The following is a 23258-nucleotide window of genomic DNA, read 5'->3' as shown; positions in this document are numbered from 1 at the left end:
ATTAGGTTTGTGATTAACCGTTTTGCACCTCACAAACAAAACCGTCCAACCTACTAAATGGACGGTTTTTTTGTCTTTTTCAAATTCGATGGTTTATTACTTTTTGATGTACTCGGAGATTGACCTGCTCTTTTTTGTCTATCCTGCTCAGATTGTAGGTTTAATTTGTGAAGAATTAACAGTTGATAGGCATTACAAGCGACCAATGCAAACAACATCAGGTATAGCCAGCTTTGTTCATTTACACGAAGGACTGGTACCCACTCAACTAATGTAACCACAATCATAAAAAACATGGCCGGTATAAACGCATCCCGATTCGTCTGCTTGGTCTTATACCAAGCCACAGCCAGACCAACGACTAACAGCAAAATAGCCGGGCCGAAGTAAGGAAGAATGGAATCGTCAGGGCCGGCAAAGTTTTCGTAACGTAAATAAACTAAATCAAATAAACCAAATAGAATAAGGATGACTTGAACAGCATTCCACAGTGATACTGATTTAAAGATTCCTAGTCCAAACCGGTGAATCGTTAAATATGCGAAAAAGCCCATTTGGCTGATGACACTAAACAGAAAGCCCATGACAATTAGCCAAATTAACGTTGATAATATATCAATGAGTTTAAATTCAGTAAAATAAGGCTGAAACTCATTCCAGCGAACAATAAAGCCCACAATAGCCGTCATGAGTCCGCCTACTAATAATGTATTCAAAAATAATTTTACCCAATTACGGCTCGTCACACGATAAACCTCCATCTACAAATATAGATAACATTATGATTGTACCAATCCAAATTTGAAAAATCCATAATTTATATTTGCAAACGAATAATCTCTCATCAGTTACAACATGCTAAACTTAAGGATTTTTATGTGAAAGGGGCTTATTAATGAAAGCGAAAAGCATGGTGCTCCTCCTGCCCATCATGGTGTTCCTTACCAGTTGTTCTTCCAGTGATACCAGCGGCGGAGGACAAGTTGATTACGAAGCAACGAAGAAAATGGTTGTTGATATTCTAAAAACGGATGATGGTAAGAAGGCAATTCAAGATGTGATGTCAAGTGATAGCATGAAAGAAAAACTGGTGATGGACCAAAAGGTTGTCTCTGATACCATCCAGCAAACACTTACTACAGATAAAGCAAAAGAATACTGGAAAAAAACATTTAGTGATCCCAAATTCGCACAAAGTATTTCTAAAAATTTAAAATCAGAAAATAAAAAGTTACTGAAGGAACTAATGAATGACCCGGAATATAGAGGAATGATGGTGGAAGTTTTTAAAGAACCTGAAATCCAAAAACAAATGACAGATGCTCTAAAAAGCAAGGAATACCGCACACATCTCCAAAAGGTAATTACGGAAACGATTGATAGTCCTTTATTTAAAGCTAAAATACAAGAATTACTCTTAAAAGCAGCAGAGGAAGCAAATACGAAGTCATCATCGAGCGATAAGGGAAGTTCAAGCAGCAATCAATCCGGGGGGCAGTAAGAGCGACCAAGGCCGTTGAAGCTAAATCGTAAAATACTTACCAAAAAAATAGAAGCCTTTTCTGCATTGGAAGAGGCTTCTATATCATTTATCTATTTTTTTAGCAAGCCAGTTACTTTTTCAGCTATTTCTAAATAAATTTTTCCAATCTGATGGTCTTCTTGATAGATCGATGGAGCAAAGTCTTCCTCGTTCCAATCAGGCTGATTTAGTGGCAGACGGCCAAGAACTTCTGTATTCAATTCTTCAGCTAATTTATCGCCGCCTCCTTGGCCAAATACATATTCTTTTTCACCGGTTAATTTACTTTCAAAATATGCCATGTTTTCAATAACACCAAGAATTTCATGATCTGTTTTCAGAGCCATTGCCCCTGCACGTGCAGCTACAAAAGCAGCCGTTGGATGCGGTGTTGTTACAATCACTTCTTTACATGCAGGAAGCATAGTATGAACGTCTAATGCGACATCCCCTGTTCCAGGCGGTAAATCTAACAGTAAATACTCGATGTCGCCCCATTCTACTTCATTAAAGAAGCTGTTTAGCATCTTCCCTAACATCGGTCCACGCCAGATAATCGGTGAATTATCTTCGACAAAGAAGCCCATTGAAATGACTTGTACACCAAACCGTTCAACAGGAATGATCTTTTCCCCTCTAACAACAGGTCTTTCTGTAATTCCCATCATATCTGGAACACTAAATCCATAAATATCCGCGTCAATAAGTCCAACCTTTTTGCCTAGACGTGCTAGTGCAACGGCAAGGTTAACCGATACAGTTGATTTACCTACGCCGCCTTTTCCACTTGCGATCGCAATGAAGGTGGTATTCTTTGAATGAAGCAAGTTTGAATCATCCGTTTCTGATTGTGCTTGGCGGTTTGCCGCTAACACTTCTTCAGGAAGTTCCGTAAAACGAATACCTACTGATGCCGCTCCTTCTTCTTTTAACAAACTAACAATTTGTGTTTGCAGTTGGAGCTGTTCAGCAGTTCCCGTCTTCGCAATGGCCACTTTTACACTGACGTGGTTTTTTTCCTCTTTAATCTTTATTTCGACAATAGCATTTAATTCAGCTAAGGTTTTATGTAAAAATGGTTCTTGGAGGCTGCCTAGAACCTCATGGACTCTTTCTTCTGTTAACATAAAAAAGCACCTCACATTTTGAATTCGTTTCCATCTCTCAGTATAACATAATCACTTTGAGAAACAGTTAAATGAATCACACGTATTTTTATAGGAATACCGAAATTTTCTTTGCAAAAAAATTGAAGGTGGACTCCACCTTCAATAATCTGGTTCAACTAATTCTTTTTCATTCGTGTAATACCGAGTTATCCCTTGATATATCGATATGGCAATCTTCTCCTGGTAGGCATCCTTTTTTAAATATTCCTTTTCTGTTGGATTGGATAAAAAGCCGACTTCAACTAAAATACCCGGCTTCTTGGCATTCTTTAAAATATACACATTATTTATTGGTTTGGCTCTGCGAGTGGTGTTCTCCAAGTTTTTTCGAAGTTCTTCCTGCACAAACTTTGCGGCCTTAGCATTTTCCTTAAAATGAGGCGCATAAAAGGTTTGTGCCCCGCTCCATCTGGAAGAAGGAATGGCATTTAAATGAATGCTGACAAAGAAATCATTATCACCGTTATTTATCATGTTTAGTCTATTTTTTAAATCTTCGACTTTTCTTCTACTGTAACCCCTTGTATCAGGCGCGGCCAAATCTTTATCGGATTCTCTAGTCATAATAACGAGCGCACCTTGCATTTGTAGGTAGCCCCTGACTTTCTTAGTAATCTCTAAGGCAATATCTTTTTCCAACGTTTGCCCCGTTCCTGCGCCGCCATCCGGACCGCCATGGCCAGGGTCAAGTAAAATGATTTTCCCCGACAACGGAAGATTCCACGCATTCAACGAGTCATCTTCGGCAAAGTCGTACTGTAAAACGAAAAACAACACAAATAAACCGACGATAAAACTTATGATTTTTAATCCTCGCTTTGACACCCCAATCATTCCTTCCCGCTCGTCCCTTTTCACTTAACTATATGGGACAAAGGGGGGATTTAGAACAGGAAGAAATGCTGAACCTTAATGGAGCCGGAGCTTATGACGCCTTTGCCCTTTTTCGTAGCCTTCTCTCCACCAAATATGGATATATTGCTCACATAGATAATATAGTGACTCACTCATCGCTCCCTCTTCACCGTTGCCCCAATAGAGGAAAAAATTATAGAGGGTATCAATTAAATGTTTTTCTTCTCGGTAGCAGCGTTTGCGAACCTCATCTAAGTTCTCGCCATAATAACCAAACTTGCTGAATTTTGCCCCTAATAAAAAGGACTCAAGTGCGATGTCGTAGCACGCTTCTTCAATTCCGGTATTCATTACTAAGTTTGAGGCAATTCTTGTTGAGCCAAAGTATTGTTGGACTCGTTCTTTTAATGTATTGATCGATAGTTCCCGAAGGACCGAACGCTCGTATTTTATCTGTTTTTCCCGTTTTTTTTCTTTAAAGGTCGTAATTACTGTCACTACTTTTCACCTCTTAGAACTATTCTTTATCTGCTGTTCAGAAGAAATGCAAAGTTCCGGTCGTTTTAAGTTGCCAATTTTTATCCGATGATTTTGCAGATGCTCGACTATTTGTTAACAAAGTATTCAAACTATTTTGGTGCTACATTTTGTAAAATTAAGGTGGAGTATTTTGAAATGAGAAAGGAAGTGGGATATGCCGACTTTAAAGTCTCGTACGAAGTCAAAAGAATATAGGATACTAAGCTTTTTAAACGCACGAATGGATTTACCTTCTACAGATAAGCAGCATTATGAGAACCTTGAAAAAGGGTACAATGGTGAGTTGCTCTTTGACCAGCTAACTTTGATGCTTCAAAATGATTTATACATATTAAATGATTTGTGTCTTCAGACGAGCGGTTTTTTTCAAATTGATACATTAATCATCGCTCAACATACCATCTACCCCTATGAAATTAAAAACCATGAGGGGGATTATAGGTATGAATTAGGAAATTTCTATCCTAAATTATCTAAGAATGAAATAAGTAATCCTTTACACCAATTAAATCGCAGTAAATTACTCCTCCGCCCTTTACTCAAAAGTCTTGGCTTTCATTTACCTATTGAAGGTGACGTGGCCTTTGTAAACCCCAATTTCACCTTATATCAAGCCCCAATAAATGAACCCATTATACATCCCACCCAGCTAAATGGCCTGATGAAAAAATTAAATGAAATACCATCAAAGCTAACGACCCGCCACAAAAGGCTGGCTGACCAATTAATCACGATGCATCAAACCGATTGCCCCTTTACCCGTTTGCCGCATTATAGCTATGATCAATTAAAAAAGGGGCCTCTTTGCGCCGATTGTTACTCATTAATTTCTTTTGTTGATGTACAAAAGAAGATATTGGTGTGTGATAAATGCGGGCACTCAGAGTTGGTTGATTCAGCTGTCTTACGGTGTGTGGAGGAGTTAGTGCTGCTTTTTCCAGATTTAAAAATTACTACTAACCGGGTTTATGAATGGTGTGGAAGGGTTTGGTCTAGAAAACAAATTAGTCGAATCCTTAAGCAAGACTATACCTTGGTCGGGTTTGGCCAATGGACTTATTATGAATAAAAGGTGATTTTTATATTCTATAGACTTAGTTAGACTCATTTTCGTACATAGGGGGCGATTGACACCCTATGTACTCTTTTTTTCCCTTGCTCGGTCATCAATAGCCTCTATTGGCTACCTTAGCTTCTCTATTTTCCTCTGCTCGGTCGTCAATAGCCTCTATTGGCTACCTTAGCTTCTCTTTTTTCTTCTGCTCGGTCGTCAATAGCCTCGATTGGCTACTCTGGCTTTTCTGCTTACATCCTATCCCTTCAGTCAAAAAAAGACCCCCAACCAAATTGGTTGAGAGCCTTTGAAACGCCAGAAATTAACGTTTTGAGAACTGAGGCGCACGACGAGCACCTTTAAGACCGTATTTTTTACGTTCTTTCATACGTGGGTCACGAGTTAAGAAACCAGCGCGTTTTAATGTTGGACGGTATTCTGGATCAGCTTGTAGTAATGCACGAGCTACACCATGACGGATTGCTCCAGCTTGACCAGTGTATCCACCACCGCTTACGTTTACAAGAACATCGTAGCTTCCAACTGTTTCAGTTGCTACTAATGGTTGTCTTACAACAACACGTAATGCTTCAAATGGGATATAATCTTCGATTTCACGACCATTGACAATAATTTTTCCTGTGCCTGGTACTAAACGTACACGTGCTACAGAACTTTTACGGCGACCTGTACCGATATATTGAACTTGTGCCAAGTTAATTCCCTCCCTCTTTATTAACCGCGAAGTTCGTAAACTTCAGGTTGTTGTGCTTGGTGCGGATGTTCGCTGCCAGCATATACATGTAATTTTTTAAACGTTTGACGGCCAAGAGAATTCTTTGGAAGCATACCTTTAACAGCAAGCTCGATCATTTTCTCAGCATAGTTAGTACGCATTTCAAGAGCTGTTCTAGTTTTCAAACCACCTGGATGCATTGTGTGACGGTAGTAAATCTTGTCAGTCAATTTTTTACCAGTTAGTTCTACTTTTGATGCGTTAAGAATAATCACATGATCACCAGTGTCAACATGTGGTGTAAAAGTTGGTTTGTTTTTACCACGTAGGATTGCTGCTACTTCAGAAGCAAGACGACCAAGAGTTTTGCCTTCAGCATCAATCACGTACCATTTACGCTCGATAGTGTTGGCATTTGCCATAAACGTTGTACGCATGAGTTTCCCTCCTAATTTAAATCCATTAAAGATTATTGTTTTCGCACTTTCAAAGCAATTAGCGTTCGATTCTGTTCCGGGAATGAACGGCTACTACCCTCGTGCGGTTAAGTTTGTATTCATATATTTTCAATCACGATTAAGACTTTCCGGGGCTTTATCGTGGGATTAAAAACACGCACATATAATATAATAAGTTCTTCAAGCCAATATGTCAAGAAAATGTTACACCAGGTAAAGTTGTTTACACTTTTTTATTCATAAAATACTTGCCAAAGATATAATCCATGGGGTGGAGCAGTCTTTCCTGATAGCCTCCGGTCTTTATGAGCTAAGATAATCGGAATATCTTCAGGGCTGCGTTCACCTGAGGCCACCTCTAACAGAGTCCCGACTAAGATGCGAACCATATTATACAAAAAGCCATTCCCTTTAAAACGGATCGTCAGTAAATCATCCTTAAGGGTAAAATCAATGGAATCAATCCTTCGAACTTTATCTTCTACTTCCGTTTTTGCCGCACAAAAGCTTGTAAAGTCGTGAGTACCCAGAAAAAATTTACTTGCCTGCTCCATCGCCTTTAAATTTAATGGGTATGGATATTGGTAGACAAAATTCCGCTGAAAAGGATCTCGTTTTTGAGATAAACGAAGGACATAGCGATATTCCTTCCCTTTTGCGTCAAAGCGGGCATGAAAAGAGTCGGATACAGAACCAACTGATAAAACAGAAAGATCTTCAGGCAGCATTGAATTCAATGCCCGCTCCCATTTATCAGCAGGAATATGCAGTGGGGAATCAAAATGAATGACTTGTCCTTTTGCATGGACACCGGCATCGGTTCGACCTGAAGCGCTGACTCTCACGGGTTCGCCCTTATGCATTTTTGTTAATACGGCTTCCAAAACAGACTGCACGGTCCGCTTATTCGGTTGGACCTGATAGCCAGAAAAGCCCGAACCGTCATAACTAATGATAGATTTATACCTTGGCATCGTTTCGCTCCATTATGAACGTAATAAAATGAGTAGGATGGTTAGAATGACTAAGAACCCCAACTGGAGGGAATCAGCATTTTTCCAGGATAATTCCCTGTACTTTGTTCTTCCTTCCCCACCTCGATAACCTCTAGCTTCCATTGCAATCGCTAGTTCCTCCGCCCGTTTAAAGGAGCTGACAAACAAAGGGATAAGCAATGGAATGACAGCTTTAATGCGCTCCTTAAAAGGCCCGCTTGCAAACTCCACACCTCTGGCAATCTGCGCCTTCATAATCTTATCCGTTTCCTGCATAAGTGTAGGAATAAAACGTAAGGAAATCGACATCATTAACGCCATTTCGTGGACAGGGAAACGGATTTTATTCAAAGGATGTAATAGTGTTTCAATTCCATCGGTAATCTCAATTGGGGTAGTAGTTAATGTCAGCAGTGACGTCATTAGAATTAAGAAAAAGAATCGAAAGGAAATAAAAATCCCCTGTCTGACCCCTTCTTCGTAAATTTTAATCGGACCTAATTCGAATAAAAGAGTACCTTCTTTTGTAAAAAACAGTTGCAGCACTAAGGTAAAAAGAACAAGCCAGATAACTGGTTTCAGACCGCCGTATAAAAAACGTACGGGGATGCGCGACAATCCAAGCATTAAAAACGTATAAATTCCAATAAGTGCATAGGTTAAGGCATTATTTGCTAAAAAAATAACACATACAAATAGAAAGATAATCAGCAATTTTGAGCGGGGATCCATTTTATGAATAATCGAATCCGCCGGGACATAGCGTCCAAAAATCATTTTTTCCATCATGAGCGCACACCTCTGCTTATTCTTTTTGCTACAGCAGAAGACAGTTCATCAATGGTTAGAAAAATTTTCTCTAATTTCATATCGAGTTTTTCTTCAAGCTTCAGTTGAAAGCGAACCACCTCTGGAACATCTAGCCCCATTTCAACAAGCTCAGTTGGTGAAGAGAAGATTTCCTCCGGTGTCCCTTTTTTAACTACCTTTCCTTGCTGCATAATCACAATTTGATCTGCGTATCTTGCCGCATCCTCCATACTATGTGTGACAAGGATGGTAGACAGCTTTCTTTCCTTATGGAGGGAATAGAACATATCCATAACCTCTTTACGCCCCCTGGGGTCTAATCCTGCAGTAGGCTCATCCAGGACAATGACATCGGGTTCCATTGCCAGCACTCCGGCAATTGCCACTCGCCTCATTTGTCCCCCCGAGAGGTCAAATGGTGATTTTTCTAGAATTTCTTCCGCTAGACCCACTTGCTTTAAGGCAATGCGTGCCCGCTCTTTTGCTTCCGTTTCAGAAACTCCAAAATTCAACGGTCCAAAAATAATGTCTTTTTCGACCGTTTCCTCAAATAACTGGTGTTCAGGAAACTGAAAGACGATCCCGACCTTTTGCCGGATTTTTTTTAAGTTCTTATTTTTCTGCGAAGCTACTATTTCATGTTCACCAATCTCAACTGATCCTTTTGTGGGTTGAAGGAGAGCATTTAAATGCTGCAGGACTGTTGATTTCCCCGAACCGGTATGACCAATAATCGCCATATACACACCTGTTGGAATATCAATAGACACATCCTCTATGGCCAGTCGTTCAAAAGGAGTATTTTTTTGATAACGATATTCTACATGTTTGAGCGAGATGTCCATAACTCTTTCACCAACTCTTCTTCCGATAAATACTGCTTCGCTAGCTCAATTCCTTGAACCCTGAAAGCTTTGGTCATTTTCACTGAAAAGGGAATATCTAACCCTAACTGAACTAATTGCTCATCCATGGAGAAAATCTCTTCAGGCGTTCCTTCACGGAAGACTTCTCCTTTGTTCATGACAATAATACGATCCGCCTTGGCTGCCTCTTCTAAGTCATGAGTAATGGAGATAACGGTCAAAGATTTCTCTTCTTTTAATAATCGAACGGTCTCCAACACTTCTTCACGTCCTCTTGGATCAAGCATAGAAGTGGCTTCATCAAGAATAATGATCGACGGTCGTAGGGCTAGCACACCTGCGATAGCTACTCGTTGCTTTTGTCCGCCTGATAGATGGTGGGGCTCTTGATACAGAAACTTTTCCATCTTTACCTTCTTAAGCGAATCCCCGACTCTTTGAATCATTTCGTCTCTAGGAATGCCGTTATTTTCTAGACCAAAAGCCACATCATCCTGCACTGTAGTTCCAACGAACTGGTTATCAGGATTTTGAAAGACCATCCCTAATTTTTTTCGGATATCCCAAATCGATTCCTCATTTAGCTCTATCCCACAGACATGAATTTGCCCACTTTGTGGAAATTGGAGACCATTTAAGAGTTTTGCCATTGTTGATTTACCTGATCCATTATGACCGACGATGGCAAGCCATTCTCCCTCATATATATCAAAAGAGACATGATTCAGAGCATAACGTTCTTGTGTGTCGTATTGAAATGAAACATCCTTAAGAGATACAATCGAATTTTTCATCAGATATTTCCTCCTCTCAGCTAAACTATTCTCATCTTATCTATTTCTATATATAAAAAAAAGCCTGCACCTCGTCCCTATGCAGCTTCGTTCTAGCTGCGATATAAGGAATTTCTATAAAAGAAATAGGAGGAGGTGCATGAGCTAGACGAGACGTAATTAATTTAATCCGCTCATCATAACACTCTTTTGGGCTTGGGTCTGACACGATATAAAGTTCATTTACAGAAAAAGGGCAAAGAACAAGTTTGATTTTAAACTGTCCAGCGCCCTTGTTGTCTGTAAGTGATTAAACTAACTCGATAATAACCATTGGTGCACCATCGCCGCGGCGTGGTCCAAGTTTCATAATTCGAGTGTATCCACCTTGACGCTCTTGATAACGTGGTGCGATATCAGCGAAAAGTTTTTGTAATGCACTTGTATTATTTTCAGCATCAGCAACTTCATTACGAACATATGAAGCAGCTTGACGACGAGCATGTAAATCACCGCGTTTACCTAAAGTGATCATTTTTTCAACAGTCACACGAATTTCCTTCGCACGAGTTTCTGTTGTTTCAATGCGCTCATTGATAATTAAATCTGTAGTTAAATCACGTAGCATAGCTTTACGCTGTGCACTTGTGCGTCCTAACTTTCTGTATGCCATGAAGGGTTCCCTCCTTTGTTGAAGTCATAAGTCGGATGAATAGCTATCCTAAAGATCAGTCGTCTTTACGTAAGCCTAATCCAAGCTCCTCTAGTTTTGCCTTCACTTCTTCAAGTGATTTGCGGCCTAAGTTACGAACTTTCATCATATCTTCTTCAGTCTTATTAGCTAATTCCTGAACAGTGTTGATTCCAGCACGCTTTAAGCAGTTGTAAGAACGAACAGAAAGGTCTAGTTCTTCAATTGTCATTTCAAGAACTTTTTCTTTTTGATCTTCTTCTTTTTCAATCATGATTTCAGCATTTTGTGCTTCGTCGGTTAAACCAACAAATATATTCAAATGCTCGGTTAAAATTTTCGAACCAAGAGCAATCGCTTCTTTTGGTCCAGTGCTTCCATCAGTCCATACATCAAGAGTCAACTTGTCAAAATTAGACATTTGACCAACGCGTGTATTTTCTACTTGAAATTGCACACGTGATACTGGTGTAAAAATGGAATCGATTGGAATCACACCAATTGGTTGATCTTCTCTTTTGTTTTGAACAGCTGGAGTATATCCACGTCCACGTTTAGCCGTCAAACGCATGCGAAGATGACCATTTGCAGCTAATGTAGCAATATGAAGATCTGGATTTAAAACCTCAACATCACTATCATGAGTGATATTTCCGGCTAATACAGGGCCTTCACCTTGTACATCAAATTCAAGCGTCTTTTCTTCATCAGAGTAGATTTTTAAAGCTAGTTTTTTAATGTTCAAAATGATAGATGTTACATCCTCTACGACGCCTTCAATTGTTGAGAACTCATGAAGTACCCCATCGACCTGGATCGATGTAACCGCGGCACCTGGGAGTGAAGATAATAGGATACGACGTAAGGAGTTACCCAAAGTGGTACCATATCCACGCTCAAGTGGCTCTACGACAAACTTACCGTACTTAGCATCGTCGTTGATCTCAATCGTTTCGATTTTTGGTTTTTCTATTTCGATCATCCAATAACCCTCCTTCAAAACGTCGAAACTTCATATTAGCCTATTTACTAATAGAAAGTCCCCGTGTATACGTTCCCGTTTTGTGCACAACAACTGGAATAAATCTTCTGTAAGAGTGCAAAAAATTAATATCATATCCCATTATAGACATATGATACAGAATCTATACAGAAAAATTAAACACGACGACGTTTTGGTGGACGGCATCCATTATGAGGAACAGGTGTTACGTCTTTAATTGCAGTTACTTCTAGACCAGCAGCTTGAAGAGCACGGATTGCCGCTTCACGACCAGCACCAGGTCCTTTTACAGTAACTTCTAAAGTTTTCATACCATGTTCAATGGAAGTCTTAGCTGCTGTTTCAGCCGCCATTTGTGCAGCAAATGGTGTAGATTTACGAGAACCTCTAAATCCAAGCGCACCAGCACTTGACCATGAAATTGCATTACCATGTACATCAGTAATTGTTACGATCGTATTGTTAAAAGTTGAACGAATATGAGCAATACCAGATTCAATATTCTTTTTAACACGACGTTTACGTGTATTCGTTTTACGTGCCATTTAAATTAACCTCCTTTACCGATTACTTCTTCTTGTTCGCTACAGTCTTACGAGGACCTTTGCGAGTACGAGCGTTGTTTTTCGTATTTTGTCCACGAACTGGTAAACCACGACGATGACGTAATCCGCGGTAACAGCCGATTTCCATTAAACGCTTAATGTTAAGAGAAATTTCACGGCGAAGGTCACCTTCAACTTTTAATTTGTCGATGATGTCACGGATTTTGTTTAATTCGTCTTCTGTTAAATCACGTACACGTGTATCTTCAGAAACACCAGCTTCTGCTAGTACTTTTTGTGCAGTATTTTTACCAATTCCATAAATGTAAGTTAAAGAGATAACAACACGTTTTTCACGTGGAATATCTACACCAGCAATACGTGCCATAGAAAATGCGCACCTCCTTCAAAATTAACCTTGTTTTTGTTTATGTTTAGGGTTTTCACAGATAACCATAACTTTTCCGCGTCTACGGATAACTTTACACTTCTCGCAGATCGGTTTAACAGATGGTCTTACTTTCATTATTATCCTAACCTCCTTAGTAGTACGGAGTGCAAGCATTATTTAAAGCGGTAAGTAATTCTTCCGCGTGTTAAGTCATATGGAGAAAGCTCAACAGTCACTTTGTCACCCGGAAGGATCCGAATGAAATGCATTCGTATTTTACCAGAAACATGCGCTAGCACGGTATGACCATTTTCTAATTCTACCTTAAACATCGCATTCGGCAATGTTTCAATGACTTTACCTTCAATTTCAATTACATCATCCTTGGCCATCGATCTCGTCTCCCTTCTTATCAAAGATAGTGAATACAGTTTATACAACTCTTCTCATTCGTACTCAAATAGCAACCTTATAATAGTAACATATTGTTCTTCTTCTGTCCGCAAGTAAATTCTACATAATTAGGAATTAACAATTCCCCATGTAAGTCTTGCCCAACTCTCGGTCCTACATACTCAGTACAAGAGAAAAGCCGTTTGCTTTCACATACTTTTGATTCTTAGTGAAGAGATGGTCGAGAGTCGTTCGTACGGTTTTACTTTCGGTCATTAATGTATGTCCCCAAGTAATTGCGTGATTTCAGCGAATACCTTGTGAATATCCTGCTGACCATCAATCGTACGAAGATAACCTTTTGTTTTATAAAAAGTTAATAATGGTTCTTGTTGTTTGATATTGACGTCTAATCGATTTTGAACTGTTTCTTCATTATCATCTGCACGTTGGTATAACTCACCGCCGCAGCGGTCGCATACACCCTCTTGGTTAGGAGGATTAAACACTAAATGATAAGTTGATCCACATTCTTTACAAATCCTACGGCCTGTCAAACGTTCCATTAATAATTCTTTATCAACAGTAATATTGATTACATAGTTAATTTTTTTATTCAAATCATTTAAAAGATTTTCCAACGCGTCTGCTTGAGGTACAGTTCTAGGAAAGCCATCTAAAAGGAATCCCTTTTGACAATCTTCCTTGCTTAATCGTTCACGAACAATGCCGATAGTTACTTCATCAGGAACTAGTTCACCCTTATCCATGAATGATTTTGCTTGTAAGCCTAGTTCTGTTCCTTCTTTCATCGCTGCACGGAACATATCTCCAGTAGAGATATGAGGGATGCCGTATTGCTCTACGATTCTCTCAGCCTGCGTACCTTTGCCGGCACCTGGAAGCCCCATTAATACTAAATTCACACGTGTTCCCCCCTCGTGCTTTAAATGGGTTTTAGGGAGCTTTTGTCCCCTAAAACCTTTATTTAATAAAACCTTTATAATGACGTTTAACTAATTGAGCTTCAAGCTGTTTCATCGTGTCAAGTGCAACACCGACAACGATTAGCAAGCTTGTTCCACCGATTTGCGCCGATTGTGGAAGATTAGCAATGTTAATAAATAACATAGGTAATACTGCAATCAGAGCTAGGAAGAGTGCACCAACAAAAGTTAAACGGTATAAGACGCGAGTTAAGTATTCTTGCGTACTCTTCCCTGGACGAATACCTGGGATATATCCACTTTGCTTTTGCAAGTTTTCCGCTGCTTGTTCAGGGTTAACTTGAATGAATGCATAGAAATAAGTAAACGCAATAATTAACGCCGCATATAGCGTCATCCCAATTGGATGAGAATAGTCAAATATTTTTGTAATCCATAGTGTTACATCATTTGTTGGAAAAAATGATGCGACTGTTCTTGGTGTTACAATGAACGAAACCGCAAAGATAACAGGAATTACACCCGCAGCATTAACTTTTAATGGCATATGAGTGGATTGTCCTCCTACTGGATTACGTCCTGCAACTACACGCTTTGCATATTGAATAGGTATCTTACGATTAGCTTGTTGAATAAAGATAACACCAACTACAATAGCTATAACAGCAAGTGCTATTAATACTACAGTAATAATACGTAAGAATAATGCCTCGCCTGCATTCTCAAATTGCTGTACATAAATTTGATTAATAGTCGATGGCATACCAGCAACGATCCCGGCAAAGATGATAATCGAAATTCCATTACCAACACCTTTTTCGGTAATCTGCTCCCCTAACCACATTAAAAATGCTGTACCAGCTGTTAAGACAACTGCGATTAGCAGATAAGTGCCAATTCCGGGATTTTGAATCAATTGACCGTTGGCTAAATTATTAAAGCCATAGGACATGCCTAATGCTTGGATAAAACCAAGCACAATTGTAAAATATCGAGTGAATTGTGCAATCTTACGACGGCCTGATTCACCTTGCTTTGACCATTCCGTGAATTTCGGTACAACATCCATTTGCAGGAGTTGAATAATAATCGAAGCAGTGATATAAGGCATGATACCCATTGCAAAGATGGAGAATTGTTTTAATGCTCCACCGCCAAAAGTATTTAAAATACCAAAAACGCTAAGTTTATCTTGATTTGCAAGTACATCCGCATTTACATTTGGCACTGGGATAAATGTACCTAAACGAAATACAATTAACATTAAAAGGGTGAATATGATCTTACGTCTTATCTCACCCACGCGCATAAAATTGGAGATTGTCTGGAACATTAGATCACCTCAGTGGTTCCACCGGCAGCTTCGATCGCTTCCTTAGCAGCAGAGGAGAATTTGTGAGCTTTAACAGTCAACTTGTTCTCTATTGTCCCTTTAGCAAGAATCTTGATCCCTGCTTTTTCGTTACTTACAACGCCTGTTTCGATAAGAAGTTCTGGAGTAACTTCTGTACCTTCAGCAAAGCGGTTTAAAGCATCAAGATTTACTACTGCATATTCCTTACGGCTGAAGTTAGTAAATCCGCGTTTTGGTAAACGGCGATATAAAGGTGTTTGACCACCCTCAAATCCTAGACGAACACCGCCGCCAGAACGAGCATTTTGACCTTTATGACCTTTACCTGCAGTTTTTCCTTGACCAGAACCGATTCCACGTCCTAAACGCTTACGGTCTTTACGAGAACCTTCAGCAGGTTTTAATTCATGAAGTTTCATATTGGCACCTCCTTATGAAAGAAAACAATAAATTATTGTTCTTTGACTGTAACAAGGTGAGCAACTTTGGTAATCATACCGCGAATAGCAGCATTATCTTGATGCTCAACTGTTTGATTTAATTTACGTAATCCAAGAGCTTTAACTGTATCACGTTGATCGCCCGGACGGCCGATCAAACTGCGAGTGAGGGTAATAGATAGTTTATTCGCCATTTTATTTCCCCCCGTATCCTAACAGTTCTTCTACTGATTTACCACGTAGTTTTGCTACGTCTTCAGCACGTTTTAATTGTTTTAGTCCATCAATTGTTGCACGAACCATGTTAATAGGAGTATTTGTTCCTAATGACTTAGAAAGGATATCAGCTACTCCGCCTAATTCAAGAACGGCACGAACTGGTCCACCAGCGATAACTCCTGTACCTTCAGAAGCAGGTTTTAGAAGAATTTCACCAGCACCAAAGCGTCCGATAACTTGATGAGGGATGGTTGTTCCAACCATTGGTACTTCGACTAAGTTTTTCTTTGCATCTTCGATGGCTTTACGAATAGCATCAGGTACTTCTTGAGCTTTACCAGTACCGAAACCAACGTGACCGTTTTTGTCGCCTACAACAACAAGGGCTGTAAAGCGGAAACGACGTCCACCTTTAACAACTTTCGCAACACGGTTAACCGTGACTACGCGTTCTTCTAGTTCAAGTTTGTTTGGATCAATACGACGCATCTTTTTGTGTCCCTCCTTTGTCTTTTAGAATTGTAAGCCGTTTTCACGGGCAGCATCAGCTAATACTTGAATACGTCCATGATATAGGTATCCGCCACGATCAAAGACAATAGAAGTGATACCTTTTTCTACCGCACGTTTAGCAACTAATTCACCGATCAATTTAGCAGCTTCAACATTATTAGTTGATTCTAAAGTAAAGTCTTTATCTAAAGTAGAAGCACTCGCTAAAGTTACTCCATTAATGTCATCAATTATTTGAGCATAAATATGTTTATTAGAACGAAACACATTTAGACGTGGACGAGCTGAAGTTCCGCTAAGTTTCGCACGAACACGAGCATGTCTTTTCTTGCGAGTAGCGTTTTTATCAAGCTTCGTAATCATTTACGTCACTCCTTTCGTTTACCTATGAGGCATTACTTACCAGTTTTACCTTCTTTACGACGAACAAATTCACCTTCGTAACGAATTCCTTTACCTTTATAAGGCTCAGGAGGACGAACTCCGCGAATATTGGCTGCTAATGCACCAACACGTTCTTTGTCAGTACCTTTGATAATGATTTTGGTATTAGCAGGTACTTCGATTTCAAGGCCCTCTTCAGCTTCAATTTCAACTGGATGAGAATACCCAACGTTTAATACAAGTTTGTTACCTTGCTTTTGAGCACGATAACCAACCCCGATTAATTCTAAGCCTCTAGTGAAGCCAGTGGATACACCTTCAACCATGTTCGCAAGCACGGCACGAGTAGTTCCATGTAATGCGCGGTGTTCTTTCGCTTCAGAAGGACGAGTGATTGTTACAAGATTTTCTTCTACATTGATAGTCATATCAGAGTGGAAAGAACGAGTTAATTCACCCTTAGGTCCTTTTACTGTAGCAGTATTATTATTTAAAGTAACTGTAACTCCAGCTGGAATAACAATTGGTTTTTTTCCTACGCGAGACATTTAGTGCACCTCCATTCATTCAAAAGCTCAATTACCAAACGTAAGCTAATACTTCTCCGCCGATTTGTTTTGCACGAGCTTCTTTATCTGTAATAACACCTGTAGATGTTGATACTAATGCGATACCAAGACCGTTAAGAACACGTGGTACCTCAGTTGATTTTGCGTAAACTCGAAGTCCGGGCTTGCTTATGCGCTTAAGACCAGTAATAACACGTTCGTTATTAGCACCGTATTTTAAGAAGATACGGATAATACCTTGTTTGTTGTCTTCGATAAATTCGACATCACGTACGAAACCTTCACGCTTTAAAATTTCAGCAATTTCTTTTTTTATATTAGAAGCAGGCACTTCTAACTTTTCGTGACGCACCATATTCGCATTACGAATGCGAGTAAGCAAATCAGCAATTGGATCTGTCATGACCATTATTTTTACCTCCTTCCCAGACTTGGGTTTTACCAGCTAGCTTTTTTAACACCAGGAATTTGTCCTTTGTACGCTAATTCGCGGAAACAAATACGACAAAGCTTAAATTTACGATATACAGAGTGTGGACGGCCACAACGTTCGCAGCGTGTATACTCTTGTACTGCATATTTAGGCGTGCGCTTTTGTTTCGCAATCATTGACTTTTTAGCCACGTTTTCGCCTCCATTATTTAACGATTACTTTTGGAATGGCATTCCAAATTGAGTTAAAAGCTCACGAGATTCTTCATCAGTATTAGCAGTCGTTACGATAACGATATCCATACCACGAACCTTGCTTACTTTATCATAATCAATTTCAGGGAAGATTAATTGTTCTTTAACCCCTAATGTATAGTTACCGCGACCATCGAATGCTTTTTTAGAGATACCACGGAAGTCACGTACACGAGGTAAAGAAACTGAAACTAATTTATCCAAGAATTCGTACATGCGCTCACCACGAAGTGTAACTTTTGCACCGATTGGCATACCTTCACGAAGACGGAAGCCAGCGATCGATTTTTTCGCACGTGTTACGACAGGTTTTTGACCTGTGATTGTTGCAAGCTCGTCAACTGCGATATCGAGTGCCTTAGCATTAGCAACTGCGTCACCAACGCCCATGTTCACAACGATTTTCTCAAGTTTAGGAACTTCCATCACTGATTTATAGTTGAACTTGCTCATTAGAGCAGGAGTAACTTCTTTAACAAATTTTTCTTTTAGGCGGTTCACTTATTGTACCTCCCTTCTTAATTTTAAACTATTTATCTAAAAATTCACCGGATTTTGCTACGCGTACTTTCTTGCCATCTACCGTAGTGGAACCTACACGAGTCGGGTTACCAGACTTAGGATCGATAGGCATTACGTTCGATACATGAATTGGAGCCTCAAAGCTGATGATTCCGCCTTGTGGATTCACTTGTGAAGGTTTTGAGTGTTTCTTCGCAATGTTCACACCTTCTACTAGTACACGGCTTTCTTTAGGATAAGCAGCAAGGATTACTCCTGTTTTGCCTTTATCCTTTCCAGAGATGACTCTTACTTTGTCACCTTTTTTCACATGCATCATTAAGCACCTCCTTAAAGGCATTTGAATTTAAATTATAATACTTCTGGAGCTAGAGAAACAATTTTCATAAAGTTGTTGTCACGAAGTTCGCGGGCAACTGGTCCGAAGATACGTGTTCCACGTGGGCTCTTATCATCTTTGATAATTACACATGCGTTTTCATCGAAACGAATGTAAGAACCGTCAGGACGGCGAGCACCGCTCTTTGTACGAACAATAACTGCTTTAACAACTTCACCTTTTTTAACAACGCCACCTGGTGTTGCTTGTTTTACTGTACAGACGATAACATCACCAATACCAGCAAATTTACGGCCTGAACCACCAAGAACTTTAATCGTTAATACCTCACGAGCACCAGAGTTGTCAGCAACTTTCAAACGTGATTCTTGTTGAATCATGTGTGTAACCTCCCTTCGGAATGAAGCTTAATCCGAACAATTAAATAATAACTGCTTTTTCTACAACTTCAACTAAACGGAAACGCTTAGTAGCTGATAGCGGACGAGTTTCCATAATACGTACTACATCGCCGATTTTTGCTTCGTTTTGCTCATCATGAGCTTTATACTTTTTAGAATACTTAACGCGTTTACCATATAAAGAATGCTTTTTTTGTGTTTCAACAAGTACTGTTACTGTTTTGTCCATCTTGTCAGAAACAACGCGTCCTGTGTAAACTTTACGTTGGTTACGTTCACTCATTGTGTGAACCTCCCTTCATTAATCACTTGTTAACGCTGATTTCTCTTTCACGAACAACTGTTTTCATACGTGCGATCGCTTTACGTACTTCACGAATGCGAGCAGTGTTTTCAAGTTGTCCTGTCGCCAATTGAAAGCGAAGGTTGAAAAGTTCTTCTTTTAAAGATTTTACTTTTTGTTCAATTTCAGCAGTGGTTAGGTCACGAAGTTCATTAGCTTTCATTTGATTCACCACCAATTTCTTCTCGTTTTACAAACTTACATTTTACTGGAAGTTTGTGCATAGCAAGTCGAAGTGCTTCACGAGCAATTTCTTCAGAAACGCCAGCAATTTCGAACATGATTTTTCCAGGCTTAACAACAGCTACCCAGCCTTCAGGTGCCCCTTTACCGGAACCCATCCGTACTTCTAGAGGTTTAGCAGTGTAAGGCTTGTGTGGGAAAATTTTAATCCAAACTTTACCACCACGTTTCATGTAACGTGTCATAGCAATACGAGCTGCTTCGATTTGACGATTCGTGATCCAAGAAGCTTCTAAAGCTTGTAGGCCGAATTCACCGAATGCTACTTCTGTACCGCCTTTTGCGTTACCACGCATGTTACCACGGTGTTGACGGCGATATTTTACGCGTTTTGGCAATAACATATTATTTGCCTCCTTCCGCAGGTTTCTTCTTAGTAGGAAGGACTTCTCCCTTATAGATCCATACTTTTACGCCTAGCTTACCATAAGTTGTATCGGCTTCAGCTGTAGCATAGTCGATATCAGCGCGAAGTGTATGAAGCGGAACAGTTCCTTCGCTGTAATGTTCAGCACGAGCGATATCCGCGCCGCCAAGACGACCAGATACTTGTGTTTTAATACCTTTTGAACCAGCGCGCATTGCACGTTGAATTGCTTGCTTTTGAGCACGACGGAAAGATACACGGTTTTCTAATTGACGAGCAATATTTTCAGCAACTAGTTTCGCATCAACGTCAGCTCTCTTGATTTCAAGAATGTTGATGTGTACACGTTTGCCAGTTAATTGATTTAATGCTTTACGAAGTGCTTCAACTTCAGTACCGCCTTTACCAATAACCATACCAGGCTTAGCTGTATGCACTGTTACGTTTACACGGTTTGCAGCACGTTCGATTTCTACTTTAGAAACAGAAGCATCTTTTAAACGCTTCGTGATGTACTCACGAATTTTAAGGTCTTCGTGTAAAAGAGTAGCGAAGTCTTTGCCTGCGTACCATTTAGATTCCCAATCACGAATGATTCCAATACGCAAACCGACAGGATTTACTTTTTGACCCACAGCTTATCCCTCCTTCTTTTCTGATAATACGATAGTGATGTGGCTTGTGCGCTTAAGGATCTGGCTAGCACGGCCCATTGCGCGTGGACGGAAACGTTTCAACGTTGGTCCTTCGTCAACAAATGCTTGTTCAATAACTAGATTGTTAACGTCCATTTCATAGTTATGTTCAGCATTTGCCATAGCTGATTTTAATACTTTTTCCACGATTGGAGAAGCAGCCTTAGGTGTGAGATTTAAAATCGCCACAGCTTCACCAATTTGCTTTCCTCGAATTAAATCTACGACTAAACGTGCTTTACGAGGAGCAATACGAACTGTTCTTGCAACAGCTTTAGCTTGCATTTGGATGCCCTCCTCTCTTAACGTCTTGTTTTCTTGTCATCATTACCATGGCCCTTGTAAGCACGAGTTGGAGCAAACTCTCCAAGCTTGTGTCCTACCATGTCTTCAGTAACATATACAGGCACGTGTTTGCGACCATCATATACTGCGATAGTGTGGCCAATAAATTGTGGGAAGATTGTAGAACGGCGTGACCAAGTTTTAATAACATGTTTGCTTTCGGTCTCGTTCAACTTTTCTACCTTAACCATTAAATGATCATCAACAAATGGTCCTTTTTTTAAGCTGCGACCCATGAAGGAACCTCCCTTCGTGACTGTTCTACGGTTCTTTCTTTGAACCGTAGGAATATCACGTTATTTTTTACGACGACGTACGATGAATTTATCTGATTTATTTTTCTTTTTACGAGTTTTGTATCCAAGAGTTGGTTTACCCCATGGAGACATTGGTGATTTACGTCCGATTGGTGAACGTCCTTCACCACCACCGTGTGGGTGATCGTTAGGGTTCATTACAGATCCACGGACTGTTGGGCGCTTGCCTAACCAACGATTACGACCTGCTTTACCAATGTTAATAAGTTCGTGTTGTTCGTTACCTACTTGACCGATAGATGCACGGCACTCAGAAAGGATCATACGAACTTCACCGGAATTTAAACGTACTAGTACGTATTTACCTTCTTTACCAAGTACTTGAGCGCTTGTTCCAGCAGAACGAACTAACTGGCCGCCTTTTCCTGGTTTTAATTCGATGTTGTGTATTACAGTACCAACAGGAATGTTTACTAATGGAAGAGCATTACCTACTTTAATATCAGCCTCAGAGCCTGACATTACTTCCATGCCAACTACTAGGTTTTTAGGAGCTAAGATATAACGCTTTTCTCCATCCACGTAATTGATTAATGCGATATTTGCAGAACGGTTTGGATCATACTCAATTGTAGCAACGCGTCCTGGAATGCCATCTTTGTTACGTTTAAAGTCAATTAAACGGTATTGACGCTTGTGGCCGCCACCTTGATGACGAACAGTTAACTTACCTTGGTTATTACGGCCGCCTTTTCTCTTTAACGGAGCTAAAAGAGACTTTTCAGGGGTACTAGTTGTGATTTCAGCGAAATCAGAAGTAGTCATTCCGCGACGACCATTGGAGGTAGGTTTGTACTTTTTAATCGCCATTTTATTTCCCTCCTCTTCTTGATAGATGCTTATGCTTCAAAGAATTCGATTTCTTTGCTATCAGTTGTTAGTTTTACAATTGCTTTACGACGTTTGTTTGTGTAACCACCGAATTTTCCCATACGCTTAAATTTACCTTTGTAGTTCATGATGTTAACTTTCTCAACATCAACACTAAAGATTTCTTCAATAGCATCTTTAACTTGAGTTTTGTTAGCTCTAACATCTACTTCGAAAGTATATTTTTTCTCAGCCATTAGGTCAGTAGTACGTTCAGTGATAACGGGGCGCTTAATGATATCGCGTGCATCCATTATGCAAGCACCTCCTCTACTTTTTCAACCGCTGCTTTAGTCATGATTAATTTCTCATGATTAACAACATCTAATACGTTAATTCCGCTAGCTGTTACTACTGTGATACCAGGAATGTTACGAGCAGAAAGTGCTACATTTTCATCAAGGTCAGCTGTAACGATCAATGCTTTTTTGTCAACGGAAAGACCGCTTAAAACAGTTTTAAAATCTTTTGTTTTCGGCGAATCGAGAGCTAAGATATCTAACACTAACATGTTCTCTTCTAATACTTTAGAAGAAAGTGCAGATTTGATTGCTAAACGACGAACCTTTTTAGGTAATTTGTAAGCGTAGCTGCGTGGTGTTGGACCGAATACAGTACCACCTCCGCGCCATTGTGGAGAACGGATTGACCCTTGACGAGCGCGTCCAGTTCCTTTTTGACGCCATGGTTTACGACCACCGCCGCGTACTTCAGAACGAATTTTAGTTTTATGAGTTCCTTGACGTAATGAAGCTCTTTGCATAACAATTGCTTCAAATAATACGTGCTGGTTAGGCTCAATACCAAATACAGAATCATTAAGTTCGATATCACCAACTTGTGATCCGGTTTGGTTTAATAATGCTACTTTAGGCATTCCTTTGTTCCTCCTTTCTTAAAA

39 protein-coding genes are annotated in these 23258 nt (G+C 39.9%); 2 read left to right on the top strand and 37 right to left on the bottom strand.

Annotation, left to right across the window (positions count from 1 at the left end; genetic code table 11):
* Positions 1 to 53: 53 nt before the first annotated feature.
* The gene (locus tag BDR01S_RS16055) at positions 54 to 746 is read right to left on the bottom strand and encodes a KinB-signaling pathway activation protein (RefSeq protein ID WP_066249473.1); all 693 of its coding nucleotides are present in this window, start codon (positions 744 to 746) and stop codon (positions 54 to 56) included.
* A gap of 149 nt (positions 747 to 895) precedes the next feature.
* On the opposite strand from BDR01S_RS16055, the gene gerD reads away from it, so the two are divergent.
* Positions 896 to 1501 (top strand): spore germination lipoprotein GerD, encoded by a 606-nt coding sequence (gerD, locus tag BDR01S_RS16050; RefSeq protein ID WP_066249471.1) that lies wholly within the window; start codon positions 896 to 898, stop codon positions 1499 to 1501.
* Between the two features lie 92 nt (positions 1502 to 1593).
* Here gerD and salA read toward each other — a convergent pair whose 3' ends face one another.
* The 3 genes from salA to BDR01S_RS16035 all read right to left on the bottom strand — a co-directional run bounded on the left by salA (position 1594) and on the right by BDR01S_RS16035 (position 4044).
* Positions 1594 to 2649 (bottom strand): iron-sulfur carrier protein/transcriptional regulator SalA, encoded by a 1056-nt coding sequence (gene salA, locus BDR01S_RS16045; RefSeq protein WP_066249468.1) that lies wholly within the window; start codon positions 2647 to 2649, stop codon positions 1594 to 1596.
* Positions 2650 to 2790: 141 nt separating this feature from the next.
* On the bottom strand, positions 2791 to 3516 hold the full coding sequence (gene cwlD / locus BDR01S_RS16040; protein ID WP_268874685.1) for an N-acetylmuramoyl-L-alanine amidase CwlD: 726 nt from the start codon (positions 3514 to 3516) through the stop codon (positions 2791 to 2793).
* An 84-nt stretch (positions 3517 to 3600) separates the two neighbouring features.
* Positions 3601 to 4044 (bottom strand): YbaK family protein, encoded by a 444-nt coding sequence (locus BDR01S_RS16035; protein ID WP_066249462.1) that lies wholly within the window; start codon positions 4042 to 4044, stop codon positions 3601 to 3603.
* A 196-nt stretch (positions 4045 to 4240) separates the two neighbouring features.
* Here BDR01S_RS16035 and BDR01S_RS16030 point away from each other — a divergent pair, with 196 nt between their 5' ends.
* A complete protein-coding gene (locus BDR01S_RS16030) occupies positions 4241 to 5155 on the top strand; it encodes a nuclease-related domain-containing protein (RefSeq protein ID WP_066249459.1) in 915 nt (304 codons plus the stop codon).
* 307 nt (positions 5156 to 5462) lie between these two features.
* On the opposite strand, the gene rpsI is transcribed toward BDR01S_RS16030, so the two are convergent.
* From rpsI to rplD, 33 genes are all read right to left on the bottom strand, one after another.
* Positions 5463 to 5855, bottom strand: coding sequence for a 30S ribosomal protein S9 (gene rpsI / locus BDR01S_RS16025; RefSeq protein WP_066249457.1), 393 nt, complete (start codon positions 5853 to 5855; stop codon positions 5463 to 5465).
* Between the two features lie 20 nt (positions 5856 to 5875).
* Complete coding sequence (gene rplM, locus BDR01S_RS16020) at positions 5876 to 6313, bottom strand: 50S ribosomal protein L13 (protein WP_066249453.1); 438 nt, start codon at positions 6311 to 6313, stop codon at positions 5876 to 5878.
* Between the two features lie 254 nt (positions 6314 to 6567).
* Complete coding sequence (gene truA, locus BDR01S_RS16015; protein WP_066249450.1) at positions 6568 to 7308, bottom strand: tRNA pseudouridine(38-40) synthase TruA; 741 nt, start codon at positions 7306 to 7308, stop codon at positions 6568 to 6570.
* 12 nt (positions 7309 to 7320) lie between these two features.
* Positions 7321 to 8118: an energy-coupling factor transporter transmembrane component T family protein gene (locus BDR01S_RS16010; protein WP_066249446.1), complete on the bottom strand. Its 798-nt coding sequence runs from the start codon at positions 8116 to 8118 to the stop codon at positions 7321 to 7323.
* Entirely contained in the window at positions 8115 to 8984 is an 870-nt protein-coding gene (locus BDR01S_RS16005) for an energy-coupling factor ABC transporter ATP-binding protein (protein ID WP_066249445.1), read from the bottom strand. Before BDR01S_RS16005 ends, BDR01S_RS16010 begins: the two co-directional genes overlap by 4 nt.
* Positions 8960 to 9799: an energy-coupling factor ABC transporter ATP-binding protein gene (locus tag BDR01S_RS16000; protein ID WP_066249442.1), complete on the bottom strand. Its 840-nt coding sequence runs from the start codon at positions 9797 to 9799 to the stop codon at positions 8960 to 8962. Before BDR01S_RS16000 ends, BDR01S_RS16005 begins: the two co-directional genes overlap by 25 nt.
* Before the next feature lie 289 nt (positions 9800 to 10088).
* On the bottom strand, positions 10089 to 10451 hold the full coding sequence (rplQ, locus tag BDR01S_RS15995) for a 50S ribosomal protein L17 (protein WP_024027884.1): 363 nt from the start codon (positions 10449 to 10451) through the stop codon (positions 10089 to 10091).
* 55 nt (positions 10452 to 10506) lie between these two features.
* Positions 10507 to 11451, bottom strand: coding sequence for a DNA-directed RNA polymerase subunit alpha (locus BDR01S_RS15990; RefSeq protein ID WP_066249439.1), 945 nt, complete (start codon positions 11449 to 11451; stop codon positions 10507 to 10509).
* A 176-nt stretch (positions 11452 to 11627) separates the two neighbouring features.
* Positions 11628 to 12017, bottom strand: a complete 390-nt coding sequence (gene rpsK / locus BDR01S_RS15985; RefSeq protein WP_024027886.1) for a 30S ribosomal protein S11 — start codon at positions 12015 to 12017, stop codon at positions 11628 to 11630.
* 22 nt (positions 12018 to 12039) lie between these two features.
* Entirely contained in the window at positions 12040 to 12405 is a 366-nt protein-coding gene (gene rpsM, locus BDR01S_RS15980) for a 30S ribosomal protein S13 (RefSeq protein ID WP_026565543.1), read from the bottom strand.
* A gap of 24 nt (positions 12406 to 12429) precedes the next feature.
* Positions 12430 to 12543 (bottom strand): 50S ribosomal protein L36, encoded by a 114-nt coding sequence (gene rpmJ, locus BDR01S_RS15975; protein WP_000868344.1) that lies wholly within the window; start codon positions 12541 to 12543, stop codon positions 12430 to 12432.
* A gap of 38 nt (positions 12544 to 12581) precedes the next feature.
* Entirely contained in the window at positions 12582 to 12800 is a 219-nt protein-coding gene (infA, locus tag BDR01S_RS15970; RefSeq protein WP_007085268.1) for a translation initiation factor IF-1, read from the bottom strand.
* 276 nt (positions 12801 to 13076) lie between these two features.
* Entirely contained in the window at positions 13077 to 13727 is a 651-nt protein-coding gene (locus BDR01S_RS15965) for an adenylate kinase (RefSeq protein ID WP_066249434.1), read from the bottom strand.
* A gap of 58 nt (positions 13728 to 13785) precedes the next feature.
* Entirely contained in the window at positions 13786 to 15081 is a 1296-nt protein-coding gene (gene secY, locus BDR01S_RS15960) for a preprotein translocase subunit SecY (RefSeq protein WP_066249431.1), read from the bottom strand.
* A complete protein-coding gene (rplO, locus tag BDR01S_RS15955) occupies positions 15081 to 15521 on the bottom strand; it encodes a 50S ribosomal protein L15 (protein WP_066249428.1) in 441 nt (146 codons plus the stop codon). The genes secY and rplO overlap by 1 nt, the downstream gene beginning before the upstream one ends.
* Positions 15522 to 15553: 32 nt before the next feature.
* Entirely contained in the window at positions 15554 to 15736 is a 183-nt protein-coding gene (gene rpmD / locus BDR01S_RS15950) for a 50S ribosomal protein L30 (protein WP_066249425.1), read from the bottom strand.
* A 1-nt stretch (position 15737) separates the two neighbouring features.
* Positions 15738 to 16250: a 30S ribosomal protein S5 gene (gene rpsE, locus BDR01S_RS15945; RefSeq protein WP_026565538.1), complete on the bottom strand. Its 513-nt coding sequence runs from the start codon at positions 16248 to 16250 to the stop codon at positions 15738 to 15740.
* A gap of 24 nt (positions 16251 to 16274) precedes the next feature.
* Positions 16275 to 16637 carry a 50S ribosomal protein L18 gene (gene rplR, locus BDR01S_RS15940; protein WP_066249423.1) on the bottom strand — a complete coding sequence of 121 codons (363 nt, stop codon included), beginning with the start codon at positions 16635 to 16637 and terminating at the stop codon, positions 16275 to 16277.
* Between the two features lie 32 nt (positions 16638 to 16669).
* Entirely contained in the window at positions 16670 to 17206 is a 537-nt protein-coding gene (rplF, locus tag BDR01S_RS15935; RefSeq protein ID WP_066249420.1) for a 50S ribosomal protein L6, read from the bottom strand.
* Between the two features lie 31 nt (positions 17207 to 17237).
* Entirely contained in the window at positions 17238 to 17636 is a 399-nt protein-coding gene (rpsH, locus tag BDR01S_RS15930) for a 30S ribosomal protein S8 (RefSeq protein ID WP_066249418.1), read from the bottom strand.
* Between the two features lie 29 nt (positions 17637 to 17665).
* Entirely contained in the window at positions 17666 to 17851 is a 186-nt protein-coding gene (locus BDR01S_RS15925; protein ID WP_034676107.1) for a type Z 30S ribosomal protein S14, read from the bottom strand.
* 24 nt (positions 17852 to 17875) lie between these two features.
* Positions 17876 to 18415 carry a 50S ribosomal protein L5 gene (gene rplE / locus BDR01S_RS15920; protein ID WP_066249416.1) on the bottom strand — a complete coding sequence of 180 codons (540 nt, stop codon included), beginning with the start codon at positions 18413 to 18415 and terminating at the stop codon, positions 17876 to 17878.
* Positions 18416 to 18443: 28 nt separating this feature from the next.
* A complete protein-coding gene (rplX, locus tag BDR01S_RS15915) occupies positions 18444 to 18752 on the bottom strand; it encodes a 50S ribosomal protein L24 (protein ID WP_066259556.1) in 309 nt (102 codons plus the stop codon).
* Positions 18753 to 18787: 35 nt separating this feature from the next.
* Entirely contained in the window at positions 18788 to 19156 is a 369-nt protein-coding gene (gene rplN / locus BDR01S_RS15910) for a 50S ribosomal protein L14 (RefSeq protein ID WP_066249415.1), read from the bottom strand.
* Between the two features lie 40 nt (positions 19157 to 19196).
* The gene (rpsQ, locus tag BDR01S_RS15905) at positions 19197 to 19460 is read right to left on the bottom strand and encodes a 30S ribosomal protein S17 (RefSeq protein WP_066249412.1); all 264 of its coding nucleotides are present in this window, start codon (positions 19458 to 19460) and stop codon (positions 19197 to 19199) included.
* A gap of 22 nt (positions 19461 to 19482) precedes the next feature.
* A complete protein-coding gene (rpmC, locus tag BDR01S_RS15900) occupies positions 19483 to 19683 on the bottom strand; it encodes a 50S ribosomal protein L29 (RefSeq protein WP_007085282.1) in 201 nt (66 codons plus the stop codon).
* On the bottom strand, positions 19673 to 20107 hold the full coding sequence (rplP, locus tag BDR01S_RS15895) for a 50S ribosomal protein L16 (protein WP_066249410.1): 435 nt from the start codon (positions 20105 to 20107) through the stop codon (positions 19673 to 19675). The genes rpmC and rplP overlap by 11 nt, the downstream gene beginning before the upstream one ends.
* A gap of 1 nt (position 20108) precedes the next feature.
* Positions 20109 to 20765, bottom strand: a complete 657-nt coding sequence (rpsC, locus tag BDR01S_RS15890; protein WP_066249409.1) for a 30S ribosomal protein S3 — start codon at positions 20763 to 20765, stop codon at positions 20109 to 20111.
* 3 nt (positions 20766 to 20768) lie between these two features.
* Complete coding sequence (gene rplV / locus BDR01S_RS15885) at positions 20769 to 21110, bottom strand: 50S ribosomal protein L22 (RefSeq protein ID WP_066249407.1); 342 nt, start codon at positions 21108 to 21110, stop codon at positions 20769 to 20771.
* Positions 21111 to 21127: 17 nt separating this feature from the next.
* A complete protein-coding gene (gene rpsS / locus BDR01S_RS15880; protein WP_066249405.1) occupies positions 21128 to 21406 on the bottom strand; it encodes a 30S ribosomal protein S19 in 279 nt (92 codons plus the stop codon).
* Positions 21407 to 21466: 60 nt separating this feature from the next.
* Positions 21467 to 22297, bottom strand: coding sequence for a 50S ribosomal protein L2 (gene rplB, locus BDR01S_RS15875; RefSeq protein WP_066249402.1), 831 nt, complete (start codon positions 22295 to 22297; stop codon positions 21467 to 21469).
* Positions 22298 to 22326: 29 nt separating this feature from the next.
* A complete protein-coding gene (rplW, locus tag BDR01S_RS15870) occupies positions 22327 to 22611 on the bottom strand; it encodes a 50S ribosomal protein L23 (protein WP_066249400.1) in 285 nt (94 codons plus the stop codon).
* Complete coding sequence (rplD, locus tag BDR01S_RS15865) at positions 22611 to 23234, bottom strand: 50S ribosomal protein L4 (RefSeq protein ID WP_066249398.1); 624 nt, start codon at positions 23232 to 23234, stop codon at positions 22611 to 22613. Before rplD ends, rplW begins: the two co-directional genes overlap by 1 nt.
* Positions 23235 to 23258: the final 24 nt, after the last annotated feature.

This window comes from Neobacillus drentensis NBRC 102427, assembly GCF_001591445.1.
GTDB classification, from domain to species: Bacteria; Bacillota; Bacilli; order Bacillales; family Cytobacillaceae; genus Neobacillus; species Neobacillus drentensis.
Note: the sequence above shows the minus strand (reverse complement) of the source record. Positions and strands in the feature narration are given on the sequence as shown.